The organism is Paraburkholderia sp. FW306-2-2C-D06C (assembly GCF_058781505.1).
The window spans coordinates 36,976-58,700 of sequence record NZ_JBYSWU010000045.1; the positions used below are offsets into that span (position 1 = coordinate 36,976).

A 21,725-nucleotide genomic window follows, 5' to 3' on the forward strand; every position below is an offset into this window, starting at 1 on the left:
AGCTAATCGGCGGATCAACGCGCGTTGCGTGCAGCGTGTGGAATTCAGGCTGTGCGTCGTGCGTTCATTGCTTCTACAACCGAGGATCTGAAAATTGACACTCGCCATGCGTGACTTAAAATCGTTAGAGGGCTGGCCTCTGCGCGGCTCATTCGCACAAGATCTCTCCGCCGTCGTCCTTTTTTCCCGTTTTCATCGCGTTTTATCCGCAGCGGGTAAACGATTAGTGATCCAGACAAAATGAACGCCGGCGAAGTTCCGATTGCTGAGGTGCGCACGACACTGGACGCTCTGTTCGACGTGGTGCTGTCGCCGGTTGCATCCGCGCAGCGTCCCGCGCTCGACGCGATCCGGATCGTCGACAACCTGTTCGCAATCGGGCGCAGCGAGGCGCCGTTTACGGACTATCCGGCCGAGCGGATCACACGCCTGTCGCGCCGGCATGCGCGGATTTTCACGGAGCACGGCGCTGTCTATGTTGCCGACCTGGGCAGCAAGAACGGCACGACGGTGAACGGCGTCGCGGTGCGAACGACACCTGCCCGCGTGCGTGCCGGCGACGAATTGTGCTTCGGCGGCGAGCTTTGCTATCGCGTCGGCATCGAACCGCGTGCGCGTATCGTGGCCGCCGCCAGTGCCGCGCCGGCGCCTGGCCTGCTGCTGGTGCCGCAGCGTGACGACCTCGGCCTTCAGCCGATCGACGTGAAGGCGTTTCCGTTCCTCGTCAGCAAAGCGGACGACATCTTCTCGCGCTACAAAAACCGCTACCCGCATCAGGTCAACTACATCTCGCGGCGTCACGCGCACATCTTTCTGAAGGGCGGCGAGCTGTACGTCGAGGACCTCGGCAGCACCAACGGCACATTCGTCGGCGGAAAGCGGCTCGACGAATCGGCGCAACCGCTTGCCGACGGCGACGTCGTTGCATTTGGCGGCGACCACTTCGTCTACAGGGTAACGCTGCAACAGCCCCCTGAAGTCGAGCCGACCGTGACCCAGCTATCTCTGACTCCCGCTATCGACGAAGCTGCCGATACCGACAAGACCACGTTCGTTGCCGCCGCACATTCATTCCTCGATATCTTTTGCGTCGACCCGGGGCTACAACGCGAAGATGAAGTCAACGAGGCGGCCCAGGCGGCGTCGGCGCATGCGAAGAAACGCGACGCGGCTGGCGGCGGGGCGAACGGCACCCACGGCACCCACGGCGCAGGCGGTACGAGCGGTACGAGCGGCGCCGCCAAGGGCAGGCCGCAGCGTTGGCGTCTGGTGGCGGCTGAACTCAGCGAGGCTTTCGCGGGCGGCGACCGCACGATGGTGCGGCGCGCGGCGTGGTGGGGCGGCGCGGGTGTCGCCGTACTGATGGCCCTGGCGCTGACGCTCTACATGCGCGGCTCATCGGAGCGCGAATTGAAAAACCTGTTGACGAGCGGCGACTACTCCAGTGCGATCGTGGTGGCGAACGACTATCTGACGCATCATCCCGCCGATTCGCAGATCAAGGCGCTGGCGAGCGAAGCGCTGCTGAAGGCGAAGGTCCCCGGCTGGCTGAATGCGTTGCAAAAGGCGCAGTTCGGCCAGGCGGACATGCGGCTCGCGGAGATGAAATCGTTGAGCGCGAACAATGCGGACGCCGCTTCGCTGGTCGGCGAATTGCAATGGGTCGGCGATCTGGAGCGTTTCGTGGTCGGGCGGGGCGGCGTGGATGCGCCGATCAGGATGTACGCGGACGAGTCCGTCATCCGCAGCTTGCTGCAACGCTGGGACGACGACGCAAAAAATCACCAGCGCGCGCTCGACCGCATTGCGTCATACGTGCCCATGTTCGCGGAGCCGTACGCGCAGGCGCTGAGCCATCTGCGCAAACTGGAGAGCGACGATTCGGTGTACCTCGCCGCAATCGACCGCCTCAACGCGACGATTCGCACCGAGCTGGCGCGCGACAAACCCGACGCGCTGCCGTCGGCGTTCGACGACTACGCGCAGCGCTATCCGCGTCTCGCCGGCCTCGACCGGCTGCGCGAAGATTTGCGCCAATACGCGAATGTGCTGAACGCCGCACTCGGCCGCCAGCTGACGCCGCTGCTGGCTTTACTGAAGACGGTGCATTTCAGCACGCCGCCGTTCCAGGCGCAGTTTCAGCAACTGGCCGCGAGCCGTTTGCCTTCGGCGGATGTGATCCAGCGGCATGACGCCGTGACCGCGGCGTGGCTGCGCGGCGACGGCCAGCAGGCGCTGGCCGGTTTGCAGGCGATGCCCGCCGGTCCGTGGTCCGACGTGCTCGCCGCGGAGCAGACGCATAAGAAAGCGCTGCTCGACCAGTTCGCCGACTTGCAGAAAACCCGTGGCGGCAAGGGCTACGACGAACGCCTGCTGTCGTTCTACGCGAGCCTCGATCCGGCCGCGGACGCGTGGTTCGTGGCGTCGATCCAGAAGGACGTAGCGGCGCTGCACGACAAGGCGCTGGCCCGTGCGCAGGATTTGCTGCAGCGCGCGCAGAGCCTCTGGAAGCAATACCGCGCGAATGGGTCGATCGGCGGCACGCAACGGCTCGAGGCCGGCATCTCGGCCGGCTTTCGCAGCGAGGCGCGTTTGCTGTCGGATGCGCAGGCCGCCGCGCAACAGGGCATGCGTATCTATACGCAGTTGAAGGCGGATCATCCCGCCGACTTCGACCAGCTGCTCGCGGATATCGAAGCCGAAGCGAATTTGCAGCGCCGCTCACTGACGGAGCTGCGCATGGTGCTGGACCCCGGGCTGCTGAAGGCGAAACTGGCGTTGATCGGAGGCGAGCAGAGTGAAGCGCGACAGTCACCCTAGACCGTTGTCGGAGGCGCTGGAGGATCACAGCGTCGAAGGCATCGCGATCCTGACCGCCGAACCGGTGCGGCTCGCCCGTGCGCTGATCTGGGCGATGGTCGCGCTGGTGGCGGTCGGCCTGCTGTGGTCGTTCGTCGGCCGCGCGGATGTGATCGTCAGCGCGCAAGGGACCTTGTCGCCGGAATCGGAAGTGCGCCGCATTTATGCGCCGATCGACGGCGAGCTTGCCGATCTGTATATCGCCGAAGGGCAGCCGGTGCAGAAGGGCGACGTGCTGGCGCGGCTCAACGCACGCGGCGCGATCGAAGCGGCCAGCAACGCGCTGCAAGCGCAGCTCAAACTCGAAGACGCCGAGCGCGACTGGAAGCAGTTCCCTGAAAAGAAAGCGCTGATGGAGCGCAAGGCCGCCGCGCTCAAGGCACAGATGGAAGTGGAAGCGCGCCTGCACGAAAACCGCCTCTCCGAAGGCACCACCAAGCTCGCCGAAGGGCAGAAAGCCGAACTCGACGAAGCGCGCAGCGTGCTCGACAACGCCCGCCGCACGCGCGAAGCGGCGCGCCAGGAACTGGACCGGTACTCGCGTCTGTTCGCGCAGCCGGGCGGCGGCGGCATCGCCGAACTTCAGGTCGAGCAGAAGCGCACCGCCGCGATGGAAGCGGACAACGCCTACCGTGTCGCGCAATCGAAACTCGCGGAACTCGATTTCCGCCTGAGCCACGAGTATGCGCAGGCCCACGCGCAACTCGAAACCAGCGGCCAGCAGGCCACCGACCTGCAACTCCAGTACGACTCGGCGGTGCGCGATATCACCGACGCGGAAGACAAGGCGCGCCTGCAACTGCAAAGCGCGCGGCTGGTAGCCGACGCCGCGGCGCGGATCCGCTTCGAGAACATCGACAAAGACAATTTCCTGCTGATCCTCGCGCCGGTCTCCGGCGTGATCACCGACGTGACCTCGACGCAACCGGGCGACAAGATTCAGGCGAACGCGCCGCTCGGCGGCATTGCGCCGAAAGATGCACGGCCCGTGCTGAAGATCGAAATCGCCGAACACGACCGCGCGTTTCTGCACGAGGGTTTGCCGGTGAAGCTGAAATTCAGCGCGTTCCCGTATCAGCGTTACGGGCTGATCAGCGGCACGCTCGCCTACATCTCGCCGGCCACCAAGCCGTCTTTGCAGGACAAACAACCCGTGTACGAAGGCCGCGTCACGCTCGACAAGAACTACTACCAGATCGCCGACACTCGCTACCCGCTGCGCTATGGCATGACGGCGAGCGCGGAGATCGTGGTGCGCGAGCGGCGCCTGATCGACCTCGGTCTGGATCCGTTCAGACAGGTTGCGGGCTGATAGCGCAGATCACACGTCAATTAAAGGAGCGGATGACATGACCGCGATAGTGCGAATCGATGACGAAGTCGTGGACGTTGCCGAGTTCATTCGTCTTCTGAAATTGACCGGCCAGTTCGAAAGCCTGATCGAGCAGATCGTGCGCGACAAGCTCACCGTGCATGCGGCGAAGAAGCAGGGTGTCGTCGTGACGGCCGACGAAATCCAGCAGCGCGCCGATCAGTTCCGCCGCGTGCGCGGTCTGCACCGCGCGACGGATATGAATCAGTACCTCGATGTGCTCAACGTGAGTCTCGACGAATTCGAGGCGTTCATCACCGACGGGCTGTATCAGGAAAAGATGCTCGACATTGTCGGCAACGAGGCGGCGATCAAGGACTACTTCGCGCTGAATTCGCCGAAATTCGATGCGATCGAGGTGAGCCATATCGTGCTCGACAGCGAGGGCAAGGCGAAGGAAATGATTTCCTATCTGCATGACGATCCGGACAGCTTCGCCGACATGGCGCGCGAGCATTCGATTGCGGATACGCGCGAAGCCGGCGGCGTGATCGGCAAGGTATTGCGCGGCTCGCTGAAGCCGGACATCGAAGCGAAGATTTTCAACGCGGCGGTGGGCGATCTGCTCGGGCCGTTTCCGTCGGCGGATCGTTCGTGCTTCGAGATTTTTGCCGTGACAGCCAAGTATCCGGCAACGCTGGATGCGGACGTCGCTTCTGAAGTGAAGCGTCTGCTGCGCGAGGGCTGGCTGATCGCGCGTGCCCAGGAGCATGTGATCGAAGCGCACTAGCCGGCCCGCGTTGCACCCGATGCACCTGATGCACCTGATGCACCTGTTGCACCCGATGCACCTGATGCACCTGATGCACCCGATGCACCTGATGCACCCGATGCACGTACCGCGCCGCATCGCGCACCGTCGTAACAAAGCTGAATCGAGGTCCGCAAGTCTATGGATGCACCCCAGACCGCGCCGTCCGCCGCCGAGTTTCTGACTTCGGTGGAGATTCTTTCGCCGTTTTCGCGCGACGAGATTGAACGTCTTGCCGAATATGCGCAAGCGCGCTTCTATTCGTTCGGCGAAACGGTGTGCTCCGCGGGCGAGACGGCCGACGGTCTGTACGTGGTCCGTTCCGGCTCGGTGCGCATTTTCATCGAGGAGCACGGCAAGGAAACCAGCATGGGCGTGCGCAAGGCCGGCGAGATTTTCGCCGACATCGCGATGTTGCGCGCGTATGTGCACGAAGCGTCGGTGCGGGCGTCGGCGAAGACCGAGTTGCTGTTCATTCCGCGCGCCGCGATCGAGCCGGTGATCGCCGGCAATCAGGCGGCGCTGGCGTTTATCGCGAGCTATGTGGCGATCAATTCGGCGGGCGGTTTCGTCGCGCAGCTGTTCGATCTGCGCGGCAAGCTGAACAAGGCGGAACTCGAAGAATACGTGCGCAGCGTCGGCGTAAAACGGGTGGCCGCCGGCAAGGCGATTCTCAAGCAGGACGGACGCGACGACCGGCGGCTCTATGTGGTGCGGCAAGGGCAGGTGCGCATCGTGCGGCATGAGGAGGGGCACGATTACACGCTCGCCACCCTGGGCGAAGGCGAAATCTTCGGTGAGAAAGCGTGTTTGATGCGGCAGGAACAGATGGCCTCGGTGCTGGCTACAACCGATACGCGGCTGCTGGTGATTCCCGAGCGCACCGTCCACTTCATTCTCGAACGCAATCCGAAGTTGCGCGAAGTGCTCGATGAACGGATTCGCTACGGCGACCGCGAATTGCAGCGGCAAAAGCGGCTCGAACAGCGGCGCAAATTGCCGCTGATGCTCGATTTGCAGAGCAAACCCGAGTTCGGCGAAAAAGTCATCAAGCGTTTCGCGCTGGTCGAGCAGGCCGAGGAAATGGATTGCGGCGCCGCGTGTCTCGCGATGGTGTGCCGTCACTACGGCATTCCGATGACGCTCGGCAAACTGCGCGAACTGGCCAACGTCACGACTCAGGGCGCCACCCTCGACAGCCTCGCGCGCGCCGGCGAATCGCTCGGCTTCACCGCGCGCGGCGTGCAATGCACGTTCGACTCGTTGCGCGGCTTCGATCTGCCGTTCATCGTCCACTGGGAGGGCTACCACTACGTGGTGGTGTACGGACTCTCGAAGGACTATGTGTGGGTCGCCGATCCAGCGCTCGGCTTCAGGAAAATGACCGTTGAAGATTTCGAGCGCGGCTGGAGCGGCACCTGTCTGCTGTTTACCGGCGACCCGAATCTGTTGCAGATGTCGGCTGCGCGTTCGCCGTGGATACGCTTTGTCGGCTATCTGAGGCCGTACAAGAAAATTCTCGGACACCTGTTTCTCGCCACTTTTGTGATTCAGGCGCTCGGCGTGATTCCGCCGCTGATCATCCAGAACATTCTCGACGGCGTGATCGTGCATCAGAATGTGAGCCTGCTGAATCTGCTGATCGGCGGGCTGATTATCTCCAACGTGTTTTCGCAGTTGATGTCGTCGATTCGCGCGTATCTGGCGAATTTCATGGTGCGCAACATGGACTTCGCGATGATGTCGCAGTTCTTCAGGCACACCATGACGCTGCCGTTCTCGTTCTTCGCCAAGCGCAAGACCGGCGACATCTTCGCGCGCTTCCAGGAGAACCAGACGATCCGCGCGTTCCTCACCGAATCGACCGTGACCACCGCGCTGAATCTGCTGATGGTGTTCATCTACTTCACGATCATGTTCGTCTACAACGTGAAGATGACGCTGGTGCTGATCGCGTTCGTGATTCCGATCATGGCGCTGACCGCGCTGGCCACGCCGAAGATCAAGAACTACGCGCGCGAAGTGTTCACCGCGTCGACCGATGCGAAAGCGTTTCTGATGGAGGCGCTCGCTGGTGTGGAAACCGTCAAGGGCATGGGCATCGAACGGCCAGTGCGGCTGCGTTGGGAGAAGAAGTACGCGAAGGCGCTCGAAGTGCAGTATCGCGCGCACGCATTCAATATTCTCGTCGGGCTCGGCAGCCAGTTGCTGAACGCCGCGACGACGATTGCGATTCTCTGGGTCGGCGCGAATCTGGTGCTGGCGCGCGAAATGACGATTGGTCAGCTGATTGCGTTCAATGCGTTCATGGGCAGCGTGCTGGGTCCGCTGATGGGACTGGTGGGCCTGTGGAGCATGTTGAACGACGCGGGCGTCGCGATGGAGCGGCTCGGCGACGTGCTCGACATCGAGCCGGAACAGAAGCCGGAGGATTTGCCGTCGCGCGTGATGCTGCCCGAACTGCAAGGCGAAATCAGTCTCAACGGCGTCTATTTCCGCTATGGCGACAACGACTCCGCATACGTGCTCGAAAATATCAGCTTCGACATCAAGCCCGGTGAACTGGTGGCGATTGTGGGCCGCAGCGGCTCGGGCAAGACCACGCTCGCCAAATTGCTGGTCGGTTTCTATGCGCCGACCGAAGGCAAGATGACGATCGACGGCTACGATCTCGGCGTAGTCGATAAAGCCTACTACCGGGCGCAGATCGGCTACGTGATGCAGAGCAATCTGCTGTTTTCCGGCACGATCGCGGAGAACATCGCGAGCGGCGACGACGCGCCCGAACGGCGCCGTATCGAGGAAGTTGCGAAGATGGCCGACGCACACGCGTTCATCAGCAAGATGCCGCTCGGCTATGAGCAGATTGTCGGCGAACGCGGCATTGGCTTATCCGGCGGGCAGATTCAGCGGCTGTGCATCGCGCGGGCGTTGTATCACGATCCGCGTCTGCTGGTATTCGACGAAGCGACTTCGGCGCTGGACTCGCAGTCGGAAAGCAATATCCTCGGCAACATGCACGACATTCTGAAGGGCCGCACCGCGGTGATCATCGCGCACCGGCTCAGCACCATCATGCGCGCGGACAAGATTCTCGTGCTGTATGAAGGCGCGATTGTCGAGCAGGGCCGGCACGATGAACTGATCCAGCGGGGCGGCATGTACTACCAGCTGGTCCAGAAACAGTTGAGCGCGTGATGAAGATACTCGACCAGATTGAAGAGCCCAGCCCGGCGATCTCGTATGCGGGCCTGATCGAGCGGATCGAGATTTTGCGCTCGACGCTGCGCTGGTCCTCGCGCCTCGAGCGCGCCGACATCGACAAGCTGCTCAGGCAAGCCACCTCGTTGCGCGACGAGGTGATGCAACTCTCGCACAAGGAGCGCTTCGTGCAGGCGGCGGTGGCCGAACCCGCGCGCGTGGATCAATCGCGCGGCGCGCGCAGAAAGGCATTGATCGAGCGCAGCTTCATTTTCGAGGGCACGTTCGGCGACAATCCGCGCTTGCTCGAATCGCTCGAAATCGCCGAAAAAGCGGCGCCCACCGATCTGCCCGTGCTGATCGACGGCGAAAGCGGCACCGGCAAGGAACTGATGGCGAAGGTGATTCACGCGAACGGCTCGCGCGCGGACAAGCCGTTTATTTCCGTGAACTGCGGCGCGATTCCCGAAAATCTGCTGGAGTCGGAATTGTTCGGGCATCGGAAGGGCGCGTTCACGGGGGCTTCCAACGACCGTAAAGGCAAATTCGAAAGCGCGCATACCGGCACGATCTTTCTCGACGAAATCGGCGAGTTGCCGCTGGCCGGCCAGGTGAAGCTGCTGCGCGTGCTGGAAGCGCACGAGATTCAACGCGTGGGCTCTGACGAAACGATTGCCGTCGATACGCGGATCGTCGCGGCGACCAATCGCAACTTGCGGCAACTGAGCGAGGAGGGCAAGTTTCGCGAAGACCTGTTCTACCGGCTCAGCGTGATTCATGTCACGTTGCCGCCGTTGCGCGAGCGGCGCGACGAGATTCCGCTGCTGATTGCGTGGTTCGGCGACGAGGCTGCCGGCACGCTGAAGCGCCGGCCCGTCAGACTGACGCCGCGCTTGCGCGACTTTCTGCTGAACTATGCCTATCCGGGCAATATCCGCGAACTGCGCAACGTGATGTATCGCGTGTCGTGCCTCGCCGGCGACATGGCGGACGTCGATCATCTGCCGGTGGATATGCGGCCGGCTGCGCCCGGTTCGGCCGCGGCGGCGGGCTCGGCGTCGTCAGGCGGTGAACCCATCAGCGTGGCGAATCTGATGTCGCTGAGCGACGCCAAGCGAGCCGCCAGCGACGATGCGGAAAAAGCGTTCCTGGAGCGCGGCCTTCGCGAGGTAAGCGGCACGGTTGCCGAACTGGCCAGACGCATCGACATGAACCGTTCGCATCTGCAAATGCTCCTGAAGAAGCACGGCCTGCATTCGAAGGACTTTCGCAACCGGAACTTGCCGCCGCCCGGCAACAACGGCACCGATGAAAACGATGAAGAAGACGGCGACAGTTGACGCCGCGTTCACGCCCTCAGGGCGCCGGGTTGAGCAGCGTTTTGTCGGATGCGTAGAGATCTTCGGCCCGCACCACCACGGCGGTGATGTTGTCGCGCCCGCCGCGCGCGAGCGCCAGATCGACCAGTTCATCGGACGCGCGCTCGCATTCCACCGTGGTCAGCACAGCGAGCATTTCCTGATCGGTGATCTCGTTGCTCAGGCCGTCGCTGCATAGCAGGAAGACGTCGCCGTCCGCGACTTCGATTGCATCGTCGTCGAGTTCGAGCTGGTCCGTGGCCCCGACCGCGCGCGTAATGGTGTGCTGCGCCGGATGATGGCGCGCCTGTTCGCCGGTGATCACACCCAGTGATTTGAGCTCTTCGACCTGGCTATGGTCGCGCGTCAGTTGCCGTAATCGACCTTCGCGATACAGATAGAGCCGGCTGTCGCCAGCCCACAGATAACCGCAGAAGCGGTCGCACGCGAGCAGCACGATCACCGTGCTGCCGATCCGCTGCACCTGGCGGCGCGCCGCTTCGTCCCTGAGCTGGCGGTTGGCCGTCTGCAGCCGGGTGCGCGCGTCGGCAATAGAGGCTTTCATGCCCGAGGGCCGCGCGAGCCGGCTCAACGTATCGATCACCAGGCGGCTCGCCAGATCGCCGACCGCGTGCCCGCCCATGCCGTCGGCGACGGCCCAGCGCCCGAGTTCGGGCTGGTCGAGGCAGGCATCTTCGTTGATTTCACGCACGCGCCCCGCGTCGGAACGCGCGGACGACGTCCATCGAAATTGGCTCGCACAGGTCACAACGTCTACACCGTATCGTTTCTGCTGCGTGCGTCGGGAGAGACACTGATGTTCGAGTTCGCGCCGGTGTTGCGGACATCGACCGACTGGAACTGGTTGATCATCTGGTTAGCATAGAAGTTGTTCGAGACCTCGTACAGGTTGACGACCGGCCCGATGCTAGGGGTTTCCCGCACATAGGGCTGAATCCAGCCGTACACCCACGGCGCACCGCCGCCGCCGCGAATTGCCGCCATTGCTTTACGGTCGAGTGCGAGGTTCAGCGCCAGGTCATTCACGGTGATTGAGGCCATGTCGATCTCCGGTTGGCCGCCCGAGAGCGGCGCGCGGTTAAAAGAGAAGCTGAGCGTGATGGTGCAAGTGGCATGCCAATTTGCGGCCGGCGCGCGCGGTTTGTCGTAACGCGTTGATTGGGTGGCGATTCCGTTCGATCAGGCCCGCGCCGTACGTTCAGGCCGACGCGCAGAGGTCGGGTTGCAGCCAACAGCCGCGGCCTCAGACCGGTGCTGTACCCAACACATTGGCAAGGCCTGCCGCACGTTTATCGACGACCGCAAATGATCGCCGAGCGCCAACACATCGACGCGAAATCTGTCGGCTGCCGGCGCACACCTGCTTGATTCCCGAACCCTCGAAAATGCCGATTTCCCCGTAAACAAAGGCTTTCCGGCCCATGGCCCGGATGATGCAAAAGACCTCGCAACAGTGTTGGATATTGAACCGAGGCCAGCCATGAACACCCACCTTCTTCAGACGAACGTCGAACGGCGCAGCGAAGGCCGCAACGATACGCCGACCATCGACCTGCCGATCGGCGCGCATCTCGTGACGCAACGCAACGGTTACGAACACCACGGCATTTATGTCGGCAACGGCCGGGTGGTGCATTACGCCGGGTTTGCGAACTCGGCTCATCGCGGTCCGGTGGAAGAAGTCGAACTGGCGCGCTTTGCCGCCGGCCATCCGCTGTCGGTTCGCACGACACCCTGCGCGCGCTACCAGGGCGACGAGGCCGTGCGCCGCGCCCGCTCCCGGCTCGGCGAAAACCGCTACAGGCTCCTGACCAATAACTGCGAGCACTTCTGCGCGTGGTGCCTGCTCGGCGAAAGCCGCAGCGAACAGGTGCATTGCTGTCTGACCCATCCGCGCACCGGCATGCATGCGCTGCTGTGTCTGGTGAAGGCTTTTGTCGAAAGTGGTGCGAAGGGTGGTCAGGTCGCTGCGTACGCCGCGTGAGCGAGTGGAAAGAGTGGAACGGGATTCGAGGAGAACATCATGGTTGCCGCAGAAAAGACCTTGCACTGGGCCGTCGACAAATGGCTCGCACCCACACCGTCGATGCCCGCGCGCGTCACGCAGTTTTGTCATAGCAAGCTGCAGCATCAGTGCTATGTCTGCGTGGAAGCACTCCGCCCAGGCGGACTGCTGTCGATCTTTTTCTTCCGTCACGACGACGGCTCATGGAACGTGTTTCCGCCGCAAGCCGAGCGGCCCGCGATGAACGGCCATCGCCGCGCGGCGGTTTGCTAGTCCCGCGTTTGTCTCCCGCGACGCCCTTACGGCTGTCTGCAGCGGCTCATCTGCGCACACCAGGCCTTGATCGACCCAAAACTCGCACTTCACGCCGCGACCCGCCAGGCCTGAAAAACAAAACCCCACGCTCCGAAAAACATGGGGTTGGTCAGCAATCTGAAGCCCGCAGATGCGGGCTTTTTTATCTAACGTCGATTAGAACCTGTGACGGATACCCACGGTCACGGTAGCCTGCTTGCTGGACCCCGAATTGCCCGTTGCTGAACCGATGACAGCTACAGCAGCCGTGCCCGACGAGTCTTGCGTTCCTGATGCAGTCGTGTACCCTGCCCACGCGTAGGCATCCGTACGCTTGCTAAGCGAGTAGTCCGCTGCGACTGCGAGCTGGTTATACTTTGCCGACGAGTTGCCGCTCGACTTCAGATACACGTAGCCAATCTGGGTCTGCAGCGGTGCCGAGACCTGCCACACGGCGTACACCGAACCCGTGTTGTACTTTTCCGCGTGCTTGAACGTCGAGCTGCCGTCTGCAGTGTATTCGGCGTAGCTGTAGTAGCCGCCCAAGGTCACCGAGCCGAATACGTAGTTGCCCCCGATACGGGCATTGTTGATCGACGCCGCAGTGGAATACGCGGCGTTGACCGCTGTGTTGAACAGCGAGTCCCACGTCGATGTTCCGCGGGTTGCGTGGTTGCCGTTGCTCAGGTGGTAGTAACCCGCTGCCAGGTTGACCGGACCGTTGCTGTACGCAGCTGCAGCGGCATAGCTCTGACCCGAGCCCAGCGCGCCAGCCACCCCGCCCAGCGAGTACATGGTTTCGAACTGGAAGCCGGACCAGGAAGGCGACGCGTATTTGATCGAGTTATTGACGCGCGCGCTGTTGTCGGCGTTGTCGATGTCACCCGGCGAGATGAACACGCCACCGAGAAAGCCATCGCCCTGCACCGGCTGAACCAGGTCAACCAGCGGATCGTATTGACGCCCGGCCGTGAGCGTACCCCACTTGTCACTGCTCAGACCAACGAACGCCTGACGACCGAACAGGCGGCTACCCTGACCAAGCTTGCCGTTGGTCGAATTAAAACCGTTCTCCAACTGGAAGATTGTTTTCAGGCCACCACCGAGGTCTTCCGAGCCTTTCAGGCCCCAACGGCTGCCGGATTCGTTACCCGACGACATGCTGAAGGACTTGCTGCCGCCGTCGTTGGAAACGTACGTCAGGCCCGTATCGACGATACCGTAAAGCGTGACGCTGTTTTGTGCGTGAGCTACGCCAGTTGCGCCAAGCATGGCCAGCGAAAGAATTGCCGGAGTGGTCTTCTTCATCGGCGTCCTTGAGTTGACGGTGCCCGCAAGGGTAATAGCAAGGTTTTTCATTAGTGATCTCTTCAGTGAATTGACGACTTCGAATTGACGGAGGTTTTAGCCAAAAGTGTCCCCTTTCCTATTTTTTGCATAGACATACTAATTATCCATATTGGATTGCAGACCTTCGAAGGTAAGGTCCAGCGGTGGTTACCCCGTTATCGCCTGGATAACGTCATCCTGAAGTCCACGAATGTGGCTGACCATCGCGTTGCGCGCTTCCACCTTGTCACGCGACTTGAGCGCGGCGAGGATCGCCAGGTGTTCGACGTGATTCTCCTGCTGGCGGTGAAGATGGCTCGTCACGCGAAAGAGCCGCGCGTTCAGCCGCATCATCGCGATCATCTGGACCAGAACGGCATTGCCCGACGCCTCCGCAATCGTCCTGTGCAGCAGATCATCCAGTTCACGATGCTCGACTTCGGTATGCTTGCCGACCTCGAGCGCGTGAACCTTCTCTTCCAGCGCCTCGATCGCCACGGGCGTGAGCCGCTGGATGCCGAGGTCGATCGCTTGTGCCTCGAGTACTTCACGAACCCGCATGCTTTCGAAAAACTCGCGGGCAGACACCGTGCGCACCGCGAAGCTGCGCGCGTCGGCGCGCACCAGCAGGCCTTCGCCGGTGAGCCGGATCAGCGCCTCGCGAACGGGTGTACGCGACATATCCAGTTGGTCGGCGACACGCAGTTCATTAAGCAGCGCGCCCGCCTCGAGCTCACGATCCAGAATCATCTCGCGCAAACGCCGGTAGGCGCGCTCGCCGAGGCTGGCAATGCGCGTTTCGGAGACCGCTTCTTCTGTCTGCACGGACGATGCGTCCGGCTGCGGCACCTCGCCTGTCGATTTCCGCGATGCCTTCTTCACGCCGGTTCCCGCTGCTTTGGTGTCTGCTTTTGTCATGATTGCGCGTAGTTCTCTTTTCCGCCGGATCCGCTTTCAGATGGCGGCAGTCCCGATTTTGACCTGCGATGTTACAACCTCGGGGCGCTCGCATCGCAGGAACTGTCCATGACCGGCCTGCCCGCGGAACTGCCCGTCCGCCCAGACGGTCACGCCTCGACTCAGCGTCGTCGCGGGCCATGCACGCACTTCGCGCCCCTCATAGGGCGTGTAGTCGGCCGCATGGTGAAGCTCGTCGTTGCGGATCGTACGTTCGATACCCGTATCCCAGATCACCAGGTCGGCGTCACTGCCGACCGCGATTGTGCCCTTGCGCGGGTACAGCCCGTACAGCTTCGCCGCGTTCGTCGACGTGAGTTGCACGAAACGGTTGATGCCGATCCGGCCGGCCAGCACGCCTTCCGAGAACAGCAGCGGCAGCCGGGTTTCGAGGCCCGGAATGCCGTTGGGCACCAGGTGGAAGCCGCTAGCGGTGCCATGCAGCATCTTGCCGTGCGGATCGTCGTAGTTAAAGGGCGCGTGGTCCGACGACACGATCGTGAACATGCCGTTCTGCAATCCGGTCCACACGGCCTGCTGGTTCGCCTTGTCGCGCGGCGGCGGGCTGCAGATGCACTTCGCGCCAGCGAAGCCTTCGAGCGCGAGGTCTTCTTCGCTGAGGAAAAGATACTGCGGGCAGGTTTCCGCGAAGATCGGCAGACCCCGGCCGCGCGCCCAGTGAATCTGCTCGATTGCCTCCCGTCCGGAGACATGGACGATCAGAATCGGCACCTCCGTCACCTCGGACAACGCGATCGCCCGATGAGTAGCTTCCCGCTCGACCAGCATCGGCCGCGAATCGCCGTGATACTTCGGCGCGGTGAGCCCGGCCGCGAGCAGCCGTTCGGTCAACCAGCCGATGCAGTCGCTGTTCTCCGCATGGACCATCGTCATGGCGCCATGAACGCGCGCGCAGGCGAGCACGTCTATGATCTGGCGGTCGTCGAGCTTCATGTCGTCGTAGGTCATATAGACCTTGACCGACGTATAACCGTCCGCGATCAGTGACGGCAGTTCGTCCTTCAGCACAGCCTCTGTCGGGTCCGACACGATCAGGTGGAACGCATAGTCGATCGACGCCTTGCCGGCCGCTCGAGCATGATAATCCTGCACTGCCGCGCGCACGCTGTGCCCCTTGAACTGCAACGCGAACGGAATGACCGTGGTAGTGCCGCCGCACGCCGCGGAGCGCGTGCCGGTCAGGAAATCGTCCGCCATTTTCGAGCCGTCGGACGTGGGCTGGTCGAGATGAACGTGCGCATCCACGCCGCCCGGCGTGACGAAACGGCCCTTCGCGTCGATCGTCTCGCGGCCGCCGGGCAGATCACGGCCGATTGCGACGACCACGCCGCCGCTGATGCCGATATCGGCGGTGTAGAGATCGGCCGCGGTGGCGATGCGGGTGTTGCGAATCACCGTGTCGAAGCTGGACTGGTACATGTCGGTCACGCGTGTTTTCTCCGTAATCAATGCGAGCGGGCTGCTACGCGCGGCGTGCGGCGCGCCGTGAGCCATGCGCGCCAACCGCTGCGGCCTGCATCGTGCGCGGCATAGCCTCGTCCGTAATAGGCTTCGATCCTGCGCTGGAAGAAGCTCCAGACCGTCGTCATCAGCAAGTAGTAAAGCGCGGCCACGACAAACAGCTCGAGCACCATGAAGCGTTCCTGGATGAGTTCCTGCGTGCGTCTGAGCAGTTCCTCCATCGAGATCACCGACGTGATCGAGGTCGTCTTCAACAGGCTGTTCACGCTATTGCCGAGGGACGGCACGATGAGCCGCATCGCTTGCGGGAAGACGATCTGGCGCATGGTCTGCACGCCGTTCAGGCCAAGCGCCTTCGCGGCGTTGGTCTGCCCGCGCGGCACCGCGGCAATGCCCCCGCGGATGATCTCGGCAAGGTATGCCGCCTCGTTGAGGATCAGGCCGATGAGCGCGGCCTCGATCACGGAGAAGCGCAGCCCGACCTGCGGCAGCCCCGTGTACAGGATGATCAGTTGTACCAGCAGCGGCGTCCCACGAAAAATCCATACGTAAAACGCAGCCGGTGCTGACAGCCAACGCTTTCCGGACAGCCGCGCAAACGCGATGAGCGAGCCGAGAGCAAGGCCGCCCGCGATCGCCGCGAGTGTCAGCCAGATGGTCTGGAACGCGCCGCCGATCAAGTACGGACTGATCAGATACGAGGCGAAGCCGTCCCAGTTCCATCCTTTGTTCATTGCTGGACTCCTGATGATGTAATCAACGTGCTGGTGACGCGGTCACTTCGGCTGTGCGACTGCGATCGGCGCGTCGAGCGGCTTGATGCCGTACTTCGCGAACAGCTTCTGGTAGCTGCCGTCCTTCTGCATCTGGTCGAGCACGCCGGCGATCGCGCTCGCGAGAGCCGGGCTCTTCGCCGCTAGCGCGACCGGCGTCGGGTGGATGCCGGATATCACGCGTGCAAAACCACCGCGCTTCTGGTACTCGCCGGCCACCGCGTCGATCGAGACGACCGCGTCCACCTGCCCGGCAGCCAGCGCCTGATAGGCGATCGAGAAGGTGTCGAAGGTGCGCAACGTGAAAGGCTTCATGCCACGCGCCGTCATGTCCTTGATCATCGCGCGGGCCTGTGCCTCCTCGAAACCGCCGATCTCGACGGCCACCGTGTGCTCTGCGAGGTCATCGGTCTTCGTGATCTTCAGCGGATTTGAAGCCAGGGCGGAAATGCTGATCGCCTGGTTCTCGTACGGGATCATCTGCATGATGCGGGTACGCTCATCGGTCACGAAAATACCGGTATTGATGACGTCCCAGCGGCCGCCTTGCAGACCCGGCACCATCGCGTCGAAATCGATCTTCACGTATTCGGGCGTGAGGCACAGACGCTTCGCAATCTCCTCGCCCAGTTCGATGCGCATGCCCTTCAGTTGTCCGGAGGCGTCGGTGTATTGCAGCGGCGGCAACGTCGGGTTGGTCGACATGATCAGTGCGCCTTGCTTGATCAGCGCGCCGGCGGGAATCGATGACGTGCACGCGGCAGCAGCCGGCTGCGCGGCCATTGCCACTGCAATCGCGAGTGCGCCTGAAAACAGGAGCGGGCGGGCGAACGAACGGTAGGACATGAAATTCTCCAGGAAAAAAAGGGAATCAGGACAGCGTGTTTAGCGCGCCGAGCGCCGCGAGATCGGCGCGTAGCAGTTCACGATCGGCGGCCGGCAGCGGCAGACGCGGCGCGCGCGGCTCGCCGGCTGGCAAGCCCATCATCGCGAGGCCGGCCTTGCTTGCCGACACATAGCGATGCCCGCCGACCCAGCGCACGATCGGCAGCATCTCGCGATAGATCGCAAGCCCCGCGTCGAGATCTCGCTCGACAGCGGTGCATTCGTAAAGCCGTGCAGACAGCCGGGGCAGCAGGTTCGAGCACACCGCCACCCAGCCCTGCGCGCCGACACACATGGATTCATAACCGAGGATCCCCGCGAACACGGTCATGCGGTCGCCGCACAATTCGACGATGTCGCGCACTCGCGTGACTTCAAGCGTCGACTCCTTGATGTAGCTGACGTTGTCGATGTGCGACAGGCGCGCGACGAGTTCCGGCTTCAGGTCGACGTTCGCCGTGGCCGGATTGTTGTAGATCATGATCGGCAGTTCGATCGATTCGCCGATCCGGCGGTAATGCTCGAAGAGTTCGTCTTCGGTCGGCGTGCTGTAGAACGGCGGAATCACCATCACGCCGTCAGCGCCGAGTTCCTGCGCTTCCCGCGAGCGGGCGATGGCGTCGTCGGTCCATTCCATCCCCGTGCCGAGCAGCACGGGCACACGGCCCGCCGCCGCCTCGATCACGGTCTGCGCCACTTCGATCCGCTCCGAGTCCTTTAGAGACAGGAACTCACCCGTACTTCCGAGCGGGATGAGCCCATGAATCCCCTCTTCGATCTGCCAGTTCACGAGTTTGCGCAAGGCTGGGACGTCGACGTGCTTGCCGTCGGCGGTAAAGGGCGTAATCAGGACGGTGTAGGTGCCGTGAAAAGTTTTCATCGTAGAGCTGGAATCCGGTTTTTTTTGAGAGCTTTGAATCTGCATATTGTTTGTATAGCATTTGTATACAAATTTCATACGTCAAGTCTTTTCAAATCCCGGCACCCGTCTGGAAGCTTGCAAAGCCCAATGCAACAAGGTTTCCGATGCGTCTAAAAGAATCGCACGTCGCTCCATCCGGCAAGCTCATCTCGTTCGAATACGACGGCGAGCGCATCCGCGCGCTAGAGGGCGAGTCCATCGCCGCGGCGCTTGCCGACGCCGGCCGTGGGGTGTATCGAGAGACACGCGACGGGGAGCGGCGCGGGCTGTATTGCGGCATGGGCAACTGCTTCGAATGCCTCGTGTGCGTGGACGGCAAACAGGGACAACGCGCCTGCATGACGAAGGCGGCGGACGGCATGCAGGTCACCGCTCAGGGCACGGCGCGCGCAAACGCCGGCGATCATGTGCCGCTCGCGCCGACGCCTGAAGGCGCACAGCCGCGCGAGGTCGCCGTCGACGTGCTGGTGGTAGGCGCCGGTCCCGCGGGACTGACGGCGGCGTGCGCGGCCCGCTCGCGTGGTGCATCGGTCGAGGTGATCGACGAGCGCCCCATGGCGGGCGGCCAGTTCTTCAAGCAGATGGCGCCGAGCCAGCAGGCCAGCAAACTGGATCGACAGTTCCGCGAAGGCGCAGCGCTGATCCGGCGTGCTCGCGCGATGGGCGTCACGCTCACGTCGGAGGCGTTCGTCTGGGGCGCATTCGGCCCGCACGAAATCGGCGTGATCGTGAATGGCGCAAGCGTCGTGTTCCGCCCGCGGCAGATCGTGCTCGCTCCTGGCGCGTACGAATACACCGCGCCCTTTCCGGGTTGGACCTTGCCCGGCGTGATGACCACCGGCGGCGCACAAACGCTAGCGCGGGCGTATCGCGTGGCGCCGGGCGAGCGGATCGTCATTGCGGGCAACGGGCCGCTGAACCTGCAACTTGCCGCCGAGTTGGTGGCCGGCGGCGCGAACGTCGTGGCGGTTCTCGAAAGTGCAACGCGACCCGGCTTGCGCCTGTGGCGCGAACTGCTTGTCGCGACCCGCGAAGCGCCCAGCCTGATTCGCGATGGCGCCGCTTACCTCGCCACGCTGCGCGCCGCGAACGTCCCGGTCGTCTGGAACGCGCGCGGGCTCGAGGCGCATGGCAAGCAGCGGCTCGAAGAGATTGCCTACAGTTGCGACGACAAAACCGTCACCCTCTCTTGCGACACCCTGTGCGTCGGTTACGGCTTCGCGCCGACGACCGATATCGCACGGGCGCTCGGCTGCGTGCATTCGTTCGTCGACAGAGGCGTCGGTCATCTCGCCACCGACATCGACGCGAACGGGCAGACGAGCATCGCAGGCGTGTTTGCGGCAGGCGACGGCGCGCGCATCGGCGGCGCCCGGGTCGCGCTCGCGCGCGGGACGCTCGCGGGCCACGCGGCGGCGGATGCGCTATGTCTTCAGTCAAAGGCGGACGCCGGGCAATCGCGTGCTGCGGCACGCCGTGCGTTGGCGCGCGCGGACCGGTTCCAGACTGCGCTGTGGAAAATTTTCGCCGCACCGGCGCCGCGCATCGCGGATCTGCCGCGCGACACGATCGTCTGCCGATGCGAGGACGTGACGCAGGGCGTAATCGTCGACCAGCTCGCCGCCGGCCACGACACGCTGGCGTCGATCAAGCGCAACACCCGCCTCGGCATGGGCCGCTGCCAGGGCCGCAATTGCGCGGCGAGTTGCGCGAAGCTCGTCGAGGAATCGACCGGCCGTGCCCGTGAGGTCATGCATTTTCTCGCACCGCGTGTGCCAGTACGTCCCACGCCGCTCGCCGCGCTCGCGTTCGAGAAGCCCGAATGGGGCGGCCATCGCAAGGCGTCCACGCCGAACGTTGCGCGGCCTGTAAAAGAACCCGCACTGGGCGATCAGACTACCGACGTTCTAGTGATCGGCGGCGGCGTGATGGGTGCGTGCCTGAGTCATTTTCTGAGCCGTACCGGCTGCGACGTGCTGGTGGTAGACCGCGACGATCTGAACCTGCAGGCGTCCGGCGCGAACGCGGGCAGCCTGCACGTGCAACTGCTGTCGTTCGATTTCGGCAAGAAGGCCCGCGCGGGCGGCACGCCCGCGGCCAACACGCTTGCGCTCGGCCCCGCGTCGGTGCGGCTCTGGCAGCAACTCGAACGCGAAAGCGGCGACAACCTCGAAATCCGCGTGACGGGCGGTCTGATGGTGGCCGACAGCGACGCTGGCATGCGCTTCCTCGAGCAGAAGATCGCGCTCGAAAAACAGTTCGGCATCGAAGCGGAACTGCTCGATGCACGCGGCCTGCTCGCGTTGTCGCCGCATCTTTCGCCCGCGCTGCTCGGCGCGGAATACTGCCCGATGGAAGGCAAGATCAATCCGCTGCGCGCAACGTATGCCGTCATGCGCCTTGCCAGCGCGCAGGGAGCGCGCTTCCAGCGTGCGACCAACGTCACGGCGATCATGCGCGATCGCGGCGGCTTTTCTGTCGACACGAGCCGTGGCCGGATTCGCGCACGTGTCGTGGTGAACGCCGCCGGCGCGTGGGCGAAAGAGATCGGCGCGATGCTCGGCGTGCACGTCCCGGTGGCGGGCGCGCCGTTGCAGATGATCGCCACGGAACCCGCGCCGAAGCTCGTCGACCATCTAATCGCCCACGCCGACCGCCACCTGAGCCTGAAGCAGACCGCGACCGGCGGCATCCTGATCGGCGGCGGCTGGACCGCCGCGTTCGACCCCGCGCGGCGCATGAATCACGCAATGCGCGAGAGCATCGAAGGCAATGCCTGGGTCGCAAGTCACGTGCTGCCCGCGCTCAAGGGAATGCACATGGTGCGCGCTTGGGCCGGCATGAATATCGACATCGACGGCGCGCCGATTCTCGGTCCGGTGGAAGGCGTTCCCGGCTTTTTCAATGCCGTGACGTCGAACGGATACACACTTGCGCCGATCGTGTCGCAACTCGTCACCGATCTCATTCTTCAACGCTCTCCCGAACTCGACATCGCGCCCTTTCTGCTCGACCGGTTTACACCTGCGTGAAGCACTGTAGTGGTCTAATTTCCTCGGACAGGTCGATAGGAGGACAATCCGGAATCGACGGCGGGATCAATACGAACGTCGTGCCTGACGAGATCACCTTCCGGCTCGACCGACGGATCATTCCCGAAGAACAACCCGAAGAAGTCGAAGCCGAATTACACGCGCTCATCGATGCATCCACCGCCAGGTTGACGGGCATCCGCGTGGAAATCACGCGGATTGATCGACATCACCAACGTATCGAAATGCTTTGGCAGCTTTCAGGTGCTGGAACGATGCACGACACGCGTGACGCAGGGTGAAGTGGTCGCGATCTGCGGACCGTCCGGCTCCGGTAAATCGACGCTCATCAAATGTGTGAACGGTCTCGAACCGTTCCGGGCGGGCACGATTCACGTCGGCGGCGTATCAGTCGGCGCGCGCAGATCCTCACGGTCTCGACAATCGGTCTCTCCAATTGGTTTTGCGCACGCGCTGACGACGC

At 63.0% G+C, this 21,725-nt stretch carries 17 protein-coding genes and 1 pseudogene; 10 read left to right on the plus strand and 8 right to left on the minus strand.

The features are described from left to right. Nucleotides 1–240: 240 nt before the first annotated feature. The 5 genes from AC3WLT_RS27485 (at nucleotide 241) to AC3WLT_RS27505 (ending at nucleotide 9,523) form a co-directional block, all read left to right on the plus strand. A complete protein-coding gene (locus AC3WLT_RS27485; RefSeq protein WP_492594817.1) occupies nucleotides 241–2,820 on the plus strand; it encodes an FHA domain-containing protein in 2,580 nt (859 codons plus the stop codon). After that, nucleotides 2,798–4,171 carry a beta-barrel domain-containing protein gene (locus AC3WLT_RS27490; protein WP_492594818.1) on the plus strand — a complete coding sequence of 458 codons (1,374 nt, stop codon included), beginning with the start codon at nucleotides 2,798–2,800 and terminating at the stop codon, nucleotides 4,169–4,171. The genes AC3WLT_RS27485 and AC3WLT_RS27490 overlap by 23 nt, the downstream gene beginning before the upstream one ends. A 37-nt stretch (nucleotides 4,172–4,208) precedes the next feature. Beyond that, nucleotides 4,209–4,961 (plus strand): peptidylprolyl isomerase, encoded by a 753-nt coding sequence (locus AC3WLT_RS27495; RefSeq protein WP_492594819.1) that lies wholly within the window; start codon nucleotides 4,209–4,211, stop codon nucleotides 4,959–4,961. A 162-nt stretch (nucleotides 4,962–5,123) separates the two neighbouring features. Next, entirely contained in the window at nucleotides 5,124–8,180 is a 3,057-nt protein-coding gene (locus AC3WLT_RS27500; protein ID WP_492594820.1) for a peptidase domain-containing ABC transporter, read from the plus strand. Then, the gene (locus tag AC3WLT_RS27505; protein WP_492594821.1) at nucleotides 8,177–9,523 is read left to right on the plus strand and encodes a sigma-54 interaction domain-containing protein; all 1,347 of its coding nucleotides are present in this window, start codon (nucleotides 8,177–8,179) and stop codon (nucleotides 9,521–9,523) included. The genes AC3WLT_RS27500 and AC3WLT_RS27505 overlap by 4 nt, the downstream gene beginning before the upstream one ends. A 16-nt stretch (nucleotides 9,524–9,539) precedes the next feature. Here the strand turns inward: AC3WLT_RS27505 and AC3WLT_RS27510 are convergent, their stop codons facing one another. Together AC3WLT_RS27510 and AC3WLT_RS27515 are read right to left on the minus strand one after the other, a co-directional pair. Continuing rightward, entirely contained in the window at nucleotides 9,540–10,310 is a 771-nt protein-coding gene (locus AC3WLT_RS27510) for a PP2C family protein-serine/threonine phosphatase (RefSeq protein WP_492594822.1), read from the minus strand. Nucleotides 10,311–10,315: 5 nt separating this feature from the next. Then, the gene (locus AC3WLT_RS27515; protein ID WP_115100824.1) at nucleotides 10,316–10,603 is read right to left on the minus strand and encodes a hypothetical protein; all 288 of its coding nucleotides are present in this window, start codon (nucleotides 10,601–10,603) and stop codon (nucleotides 10,316–10,318) included. A 439-nt stretch (nucleotides 10,604–11,042) separates the two neighbouring features. Here AC3WLT_RS27515 and AC3WLT_RS27520 point away from each other — a divergent pair, with 439 nt between their 5' ends. Together AC3WLT_RS27520 and AC3WLT_RS27525 are read left to right on the plus strand one after the other, a co-directional pair. Next, nucleotides 11,043–11,546, plus strand: a complete 504-nt coding sequence (locus AC3WLT_RS27520) for a lecithin retinol acyltransferase family protein (protein ID WP_492594823.1) — start codon at nucleotides 11,043–11,045, stop codon at nucleotides 11,544–11,546. 39 nt (nucleotides 11,547–11,585) lie between these two features. After that, nucleotides 11,586–11,840: a hypothetical protein gene (locus AC3WLT_RS27525; RefSeq protein ID WP_492594824.1), complete on the plus strand. Its 255-nt coding sequence runs from the start codon at nucleotides 11,586–11,588 to the stop codon at nucleotides 11,838–11,840. A 198-nt stretch (nucleotides 11,841–12,038) separates the two neighbouring features. On the opposite strand, the gene AC3WLT_RS27530 is transcribed toward AC3WLT_RS27525, so the two are convergent. From AC3WLT_RS27530 to AC3WLT_RS27555, 6 genes are all read right to left on the minus strand, one after another. Continuing rightward, a complete protein-coding gene (locus tag AC3WLT_RS27530) occupies nucleotides 12,039–13,169 on the minus strand; it encodes a porin (RefSeq protein ID WP_492594842.1) in 1,131 nt (376 codons plus the stop codon). A gap of 189 nt (nucleotides 13,170–13,358) precedes the next feature. Continuing rightward, nucleotides 13,359–14,108: a GntR family transcriptional regulator gene (locus AC3WLT_RS27535; protein WP_492594825.1), complete on the minus strand. Its 750-nt coding sequence runs from the start codon at nucleotides 14,106–14,108 to the stop codon at nucleotides 13,359–13,361. Between the two features lie 36 nt (nucleotides 14,109–14,144). After that, on the minus strand, nucleotides 14,145–15,587 hold the full coding sequence (hydA, locus tag AC3WLT_RS27540) for a dihydropyrimidinase (protein WP_492594843.1): 1,443 nt from the start codon (nucleotides 15,585–15,587) through the stop codon (nucleotides 14,145–14,147). Nucleotides 15,588–15,613: 26 nt separating this feature from the next. Beyond that, nucleotides 15,614–16,363: an amino acid ABC transporter permease gene (locus tag AC3WLT_RS27545; RefSeq protein ID WP_492594826.1), complete on the minus strand. Its 750-nt coding sequence runs from the start codon at nucleotides 16,361–16,363 to the stop codon at nucleotides 15,614–15,616. 42 nt (nucleotides 16,364–16,405) lie between these two features. After that, complete coding sequence (locus tag AC3WLT_RS27550; protein WP_492594827.1) at nucleotides 16,406–17,248, minus strand: ABC transporter substrate-binding protein; 843 nt, start codon at nucleotides 17,246–17,248, stop codon at nucleotides 16,406–16,408. A gap of 25 nt (nucleotides 17,249–17,273) precedes the next feature. After that, nucleotides 17,274–18,167 carry a dihydrodipicolinate synthase family protein gene (locus AC3WLT_RS27555; RefSeq protein WP_492594828.1) on the minus strand — a complete coding sequence of 298 codons (894 nt, stop codon included), beginning with the start codon at nucleotides 18,165–18,167 and terminating at the stop codon, nucleotides 17,274–17,276. A gap of 146 nt (nucleotides 18,168–18,313) precedes the next feature. Between AC3WLT_RS27555 and AC3WLT_RS27560 the strand changes: the two genes are divergently transcribed. From AC3WLT_RS27560 to AC3WLT_RS27570, 3 genes and pseudogenes are all read left to right on the plus strand, one after another. Continuing rightward, a complete protein-coding gene (locus tag AC3WLT_RS27560) occupies nucleotides 18,314–21,241 on the plus strand; it encodes an FAD-dependent oxidoreductase (protein WP_492594829.1) in 2,928 nt (975 codons plus the stop codon). Next, complete coding sequence (locus tag AC3WLT_RS27565) at nucleotides 21,238–21,543, plus strand: peptidase dimerization domain-containing protein (protein WP_492594830.1); 306 nt, start codon at nucleotides 21,238–21,240, stop codon at nucleotides 21,541–21,543. The genes AC3WLT_RS27560 and AC3WLT_RS27565 overlap by 4 nt, the downstream gene beginning before the upstream one ends. Beyond that, nucleotides 21,461–21,682, plus strand: a pseudogene (locus AC3WLT_RS27570) (ATP-binding cassette domain-containing protein); the annotation flags it as partial. The gene AC3WLT_RS27565 and the pseudogene AC3WLT_RS27570, both read left to right, overlap by 83 nt. Between the last annotated feature and the right edge of the window lie 43 nt (nucleotides 21,683–21,725).

What these genes read in the sequence shown, in the direction of transcription:
- AC3WLT_RS27560 (WP_492594829.1), top strand. Translation starts at nt 18,314, where the DNA reads ATGCGTCTAAAAGAATCGCACGTCGCTCCATCCGGCAAGCTCATCTCG.
- AC3WLT_RS27535 (WP_492594825.1), bottom strand. Translation starts at nt 14,108, where the DNA reads ATGACAAAAGCAGACACCAAAGCAGCGGGAACCGGCGTGAAGAAGGCA.
- AC3WLT_RS27550 (WP_492594827.1), bottom strand. Translation starts at nt 17,248, where the DNA reads ATGTCCTACCGTTCGTTCGCCCGCCCGCTCCTGTTTTCAGGCGCACTC.
- AC3WLT_RS27545 (WP_492594826.1), bottom strand. Translation starts at nt 16,363, where the DNA reads ATGAACAAAGGATGGAACTGGGACGGCTTCGCCTCGTATCTGATCAGT.
- AC3WLT_RS27500 (WP_492594820.1), top strand. Translation starts at nt 5,124, where the DNA reads ATGGATGCACCCCAGACCGCGCCGTCCGCCGCCGAGTTTCTGACTTCG.
- AC3WLT_RS27530 (WP_492594842.1), bottom strand. Translation starts at nt 13,169, where the DNA reads ATGAAGAAGACCACTCCGGCAATTCTTTCGCTGGCCATGCTTGGCGCA.
- AC3WLT_RS27525 (WP_492594824.1), top strand. Translation starts at nt 11,586, where the DNA reads ATGGTTGCCGCAGAAAAGACCTTGCACTGGGCCGTCGACAAATGGCTC.
- AC3WLT_RS27520 (WP_492594823.1), top strand. Translation starts at nt 11,043, where the DNA reads ATGAACACCCACCTTCTTCAGACGAACGTCGAACGGCGCAGCGAAGGC.
- AC3WLT_RS27485 (WP_492594817.1), top strand. Translation starts at nt 241, where the DNA reads ATGAACGCCGGCGAAGTTCCGATTGCTGAGGTGCGCACGACACTGGAC.
- AC3WLT_RS27555 (WP_492594828.1), bottom strand. Translation starts at nt 18,167, where the DNA reads ATGAAAACTTTTCACGGCACCTACACCGTCCTGATTACGCCCTTTACC.
- hydA (WP_492594843.1), bottom strand. Translation starts at nt 15,587, where the DNA reads ATGTACCAGTCCAGCTTCGACACGGTGATTCGCAACACCCGCATCGCC.
- AC3WLT_RS27515 (WP_115100824.1), bottom strand. Translation starts at nt 10,603, where the DNA reads ATGGCCTCAATCACCGTGAATGACCTGGCGCTGAACCTCGCACTCGAC.
- AC3WLT_RS27495 (WP_492594819.1), top strand. Translation starts at nt 4,209, where the DNA reads ATGACCGCGATAGTGCGAATCGATGACGAAGTCGTGGACGTTGCCGAG.